Below are 4,630 nucleotides of genomic sequence, written 5' to 3'. Positions count from 1 at the left end.
GGATTGACGACAAGGGCAGCTGTATCATTTATGGACGTTCCGACTCGACCATCAACCGTTCTGGTGTAAGGATGGGAACTAGCGATATCTACCGGGTCGTCGAAGCGATCGACGAGGTGATGGAAAGCCTTGTCATTGATAGGGAAGTGCTTGGCCGCGGTTCCTCACTGCTGCTGTTCGTTGTTCTTAAGCCCGGTAAAACCCTGGATACAGCATTGACGGCAAAAATCAAGGAACAAATCAGAGGGCATGTGTCCCCTCGCTTTATTCCTGACCAAATCCATGTCGTTGAACAAATTCCAAAAACATTGAACGGAAAGAAAATGGAAGTTCCGATTCGGAAAGTGTTATTAGGGTTCGAGTTTGATAAGGTAGTGAATGCAGACTCCATGGGAAATCCAGAATCGCTACAGTTCTTTAAAAAATTAGCTCTCGAGCTGAATGAGAAAAAAATATTCTAGCATGAAGGCGGAGCGTAAAGTTCCGTCTTTTTTCGTTTCTGGATAAATTTATAAATACAAAGCAAATAGATCTAAAATAGCATCATAATCATAATCATGATCAATTGCTAATTTTAATTTTTAACTTCTCCTTATATCCACTCTTTCAGATAAATAATTTTTGATTTTTTTCATTGTTTATAGCCACTCACCTAAGTAATTCTAGTATTCATTAATTAATAATTACCAAAATTCATGTTAGTAAGTACCGACACTAAATAAATGGTTCATAAAGAATTTATTCCATAAACAGGCTGCCTCCACATTCAAACCATTTTTTCACTTCAGTGATGATTGAATTGGGATAATTTATTTAAACAAAACGAGACAAAACGAGACAACAATCTCATTTTGTCTCGTTTTGTTTCGACTGAAAATAGATAAAATCCTCATTTTAGCGACCTCCCATCTTGGCACGGCATTTGCAATATCAATATAAAGAATGACTCATTATTAATGATTGGGGGCTAAAAAATGGAAACGGTTCAATCGAATGAAATAAAGTTATCACAGGACAGGGCTTATTGGATGTACAAAAAAATGCTGGAGATCAGGAAATTCGAAGACCAGGTTCATGAATCTTTTGCAAAAGGGATTTTACCAGGTTTTGTCCATTTATATGCTGGGGAAGAAGCGGTAGCTGTTGGAGTATGTGCTCACCTTTCCGAAAAGGACAGCATTACAAGCACTCACAGGGGTCATGGCCACTGTATTGCAAAAGAATGTGACCTAAACGGGATGATGGCTGAAATCTATGGGAAAGTGACAGGGCTTTGCAAGGGAAAAGGCGGTTCCATGCATATTGCCGATTTGGATAAGGGGATGTTAGGTGCAAACGGGATAGTTGGCGGAGGCTTTCCGCTCGCATGCGGTGCAGCATTAACTGCGAAATATAAAAAGACCGATCATGTTAGTGTTTGCTTTTTTGGTGATGGTGCCAATAATCATGGGACATTCCATGAGGGTATAAATCTGGCGGCAATTTGGAAGCTACCCGTAATATTCATCGCAGAGAATAATGGGTATGGGGAGGCAACGCCATTCAATTATGCTTCTAGCTGTAAAACGATAGCCGATCGGGCGATTAGCTACAATATCCCGGGTGTCCGAGTGGATGGGAAAGATGTGCTGGCTGTGTATAAGGCTGCCGAAGAAGCCGTTCAGAGGGCTCGCAGGGGAGAAGGTCCATCATTGATCGAATGTGTTACATATCGTAATTATGGACACTTCGAGGGAGATGCACAGAAATATAAAAAAGAACAAGATAAAAAGGAGCATAAACAAGAGAAAGATGCGATTGCCCTGTTTAGGAATTACTTACTCAAACAGAATCTGCTGGCGGAAAAAGAACTGATTTCTCTTGAGATTGCCGTTGAGGAATCTATTAAACAAGCAGTTAAGTTCAGTGAAGATAGCCCATATCCAGATGCTTCCGATTTATTAAAAGATGTTTATGTATTCTATTAAATGATAAAAGGAGGAATTGAGATGAGTAGAAAAATCAGTATGTCACAAGCAATAAATGAAGCAATGGCCATGGCAATGAGAAAAGATGAAAATGTCATCCTTATGGGAGAAGATGTAGCCGGAGGAGCAGAGGTTGATCATTTGCAGGATGACGAAGCATGGGGTGGTGTTTTAGGTGTCACCAAAGGATTGGTTCAAGAGTTTGGCCGCGATAGAATCCTTGATACACCCATTGCGGAAGCAGGTTATATGGGAGCGGCCATGGCAGCCGCTTCGACAGGCTTACGACCGATTGCCGAGTTAATGTTCAATGATTTCATTGGCAGCTGTTTGGATGAAGTATTGAATCAAGGTGCGAAGTTCCGCTATATGTTTGGAGGAAAGGCACAGGTTCCCGTGACAATCCGTACGATGCATGGCGCAGGGTTCAGGGCTGCAGCGCAGCATTCACAAAGCCTTTATGCCTTGTTCACTAGCATTCCTGGATTGAAGGTCGTTGTTCCCTCATCCCCCTATGACGCAAAAGGGCTCTTACTTTCAGCCATAGAAGATAATGATCCCGTCATCTTTTTTGAAGATAAAACGTTATACAACATGGTTGGGGAGGTTCCGGAAGGCTACTATACAATCCCGATCGGCAAAGCTGAAATTAAAAGGAAAGGCTCAGATTTGACGGTCGTTGCCATCGGTAAACAAGTTCACACCGCGATGGAGGCTGCTGAAAAACTTACTGTTAAAGGGATTGAAGTCGAGATTGTCGACCCGCGGAGCTTGTCACCACTGGATGAAGAATCGATTCTCAACTCTGTGGCAAAAACAAATCGTTTGATCGTGATCGATGAAGCGAACCCAAGATGCAGCGTCGCAACCGATATTGCCGCACTGGTGGCTGATAAGGGATTTGACACGCTCGATGCGCCAATCAAGAGGATTACAGCACCACATACACCTGTACCTTTTTCTCCACCGCTAGAAGATATTTACCTTCCGACATCAGAAAAAGTGATACAAGTCGTTTCAGAATTATTGGGGGAGCCTTCCATTCTTGGGGTGAAATAAATCAATATGATGCATGCTCCAGCTTTTTCGCATAGAACTGCAAAAGTTGGAGCAACAAACCAATGGTGGACACAGAAACCAATCTGAAGGGAGAAAAAAGATATGGCGGTCGAAGTAGTAATGCCGAAATTAGGCATGGCAATGAAAGAAGGCACTGTTTCGTTGTGGAGTAAGGCTGTTGGGGATTCAGTAGAAAAAGGTGAAGCAATAGCCAGCATCAATTCAGAGAAAATCGAAATGGATATTGAATCTCCTGCTGAAGGTACGATTCTGAATATAGCTGTTCAAGAAGGACAAGGAGTACCTCCAGGAACCGTTATCTGTCATATCGGAATTCCGAATGAAGAAATAGTGATCGATGATCATGTTGCTGAACAGACTCAGTCGATAATTGCTGAGCAAGAAAAGCCGAAAACAAAAGAGTCACCCATTTTGCCAATGGGAGATCGTTTGATGATCACCCCGGTTGCACGAAAAATGGCACAGGCAGCGAATCTTGACATTGAGAAGATTCAAGGCACCGGGCCAGGTGGAAGAATCACAAAAGAAGATGTACAGAAAGTAATCGAAAAAGGGGATTCCATGTCGGCAAATACAGAAGAAAAAATAGTTTCCCCCCAATCTACTTTAGAGAGTCGGCAGCAGATCCCTGTTACCGGCATGAGGAATATCATTGCAAAACGTATGAAAGAGAGCCTGCAAAGCAGTGCCCAATTAACTCTAACGATGAAAGTTGATGTCACTGATTTAGTCATTTTGCAAAAACAGGCTACTGAAACGCTACAAAAACAGGAATCAACTAAATTGACGATAACGGACTTTGTTGCCAAGGCTGTGGTACTTTCACTTAAAGAGCATCCTAAAATGAATAGTGCTTATATTGAAGATAACATCATTTTGTATGAGCAAATCCATCTTGGATTAGCGGTGGCCTTGGAAAAGGGGCTTGTTGTTCCCGTCATAAGAAATGCCGAAAATTGTACCCTAAGACAGTTATCGAAAAAGGGTAAGGAATTGGCCCGATCTGCACGTGACGGTCAATTGCCCATTGAAGACATGCAAGGGTCCACTTTTACCATCAGTAACCTTGGGGCATACGGCGTTGAGCATTTTACACCGATTCTCAATACACCGGAAACGGGGTTACTTGGAATTGGCTCTGCTTACGATACCCCGCGTTATATTGGCGAAGAATTGGAGAAGAGAACGATCTTGCCACTCAGTTTAACGTTTGATCACCGTGTACTTGACGGGGCACCTGCTGCTGCCTTTTTACAAACACTTAAACGGTATTTAGAAGAGCCGATCACCGTGATTTTATAGAAAAGGAGGGAAAGCTCTTGAATCGTATAGCTATTTTAGGCGGCGGTCCTGCAGGGTATGTAGCGGCAATCACTGCCGCCCAGCAGGATGAGGAAGTCATATTGGTAGTCGACGGACCATTGGGGGGCACCTGTTTAAACGAAGGCTGTATGCCAACGAAGTCATTATTGAAAAGTGCCGATACGTATGACCTGGTGAAAAATGCCGGGCATATGGGAATTCGCCTGCCCTCCAATTTGATTGAAGTCGATTGGGATACCGTACAGGAACGAAAGAGAGAC

The 4,630-nt window shown here is 42.9% G+C and carries 5 protein-coding genes; all 5 read left to right on the top strand.

What is annotated here, in order from left to right:
- On the top strand, nucleotides 1–461 hold a 461-nt coding region (locus tag ACFVSH_RS23130), incomplete at its 5' end, for an AMP-binding enzyme (RefSeq protein WP_483878312.1).
- Between the two features lie 513 nt (nucleotides 462–974).
- Complete coding sequence (locus tag ACFVSH_RS23125; protein WP_387708039.1) at nucleotides 975–1,967, top strand: thiamine pyrophosphate-dependent dehydrogenase E1 component subunit alpha; 993 nt, start codon at nucleotides 975–977, stop codon at nucleotides 1,965–1,967.
- Nucleotides 1,968–1,988: 21 nt separating this feature from the next.
- Nucleotides 1,989–3,026: an alpha-ketoacid dehydrogenase subunit beta gene (locus tag ACFVSH_RS23120; protein WP_387598554.1), complete on the top strand. Its 1,038-nt coding sequence runs from the start codon at nucleotides 1,989–1,991 to the stop codon at nucleotides 3,024–3,026.
- A gap of 102 nt (nucleotides 3,027–3,128) precedes the next feature.
- On the top strand, nucleotides 3,129–4,349 hold the full coding sequence (locus tag ACFVSH_RS23115; protein ID WP_387708037.1) for a dihydrolipoamide acetyltransferase family protein: 1,221 nt from the start codon (nucleotides 3,129–3,131) through the stop codon (nucleotides 4,347–4,349).
- A gap of 17 nt (nucleotides 4,350–4,366) precedes the next feature.
- Nucleotides 4,367–4,630, top strand: a 264-nt coding sequence (locus ACFVSH_RS23110) for an FAD-dependent oxidoreductase (RefSeq protein ID WP_387708035.1), incomplete at its 3' end; no start/stop codon positions are given.

The sequence above is a fragment of the Peribacillus sp. NPDC058002 genome (assembly GCF_042886655.1).
GTDB classification, from domain to species: domain Bacteria; phylum Bacillota; class Bacilli; order Bacillales; family DSM-1321; genus Peribacillus; species Peribacillus aracenensis.
The sequence above is the reverse complement of the archived record's forward strand: the minus strand, read 5'-3'. Positions and strand labels throughout refer to the sequence as shown.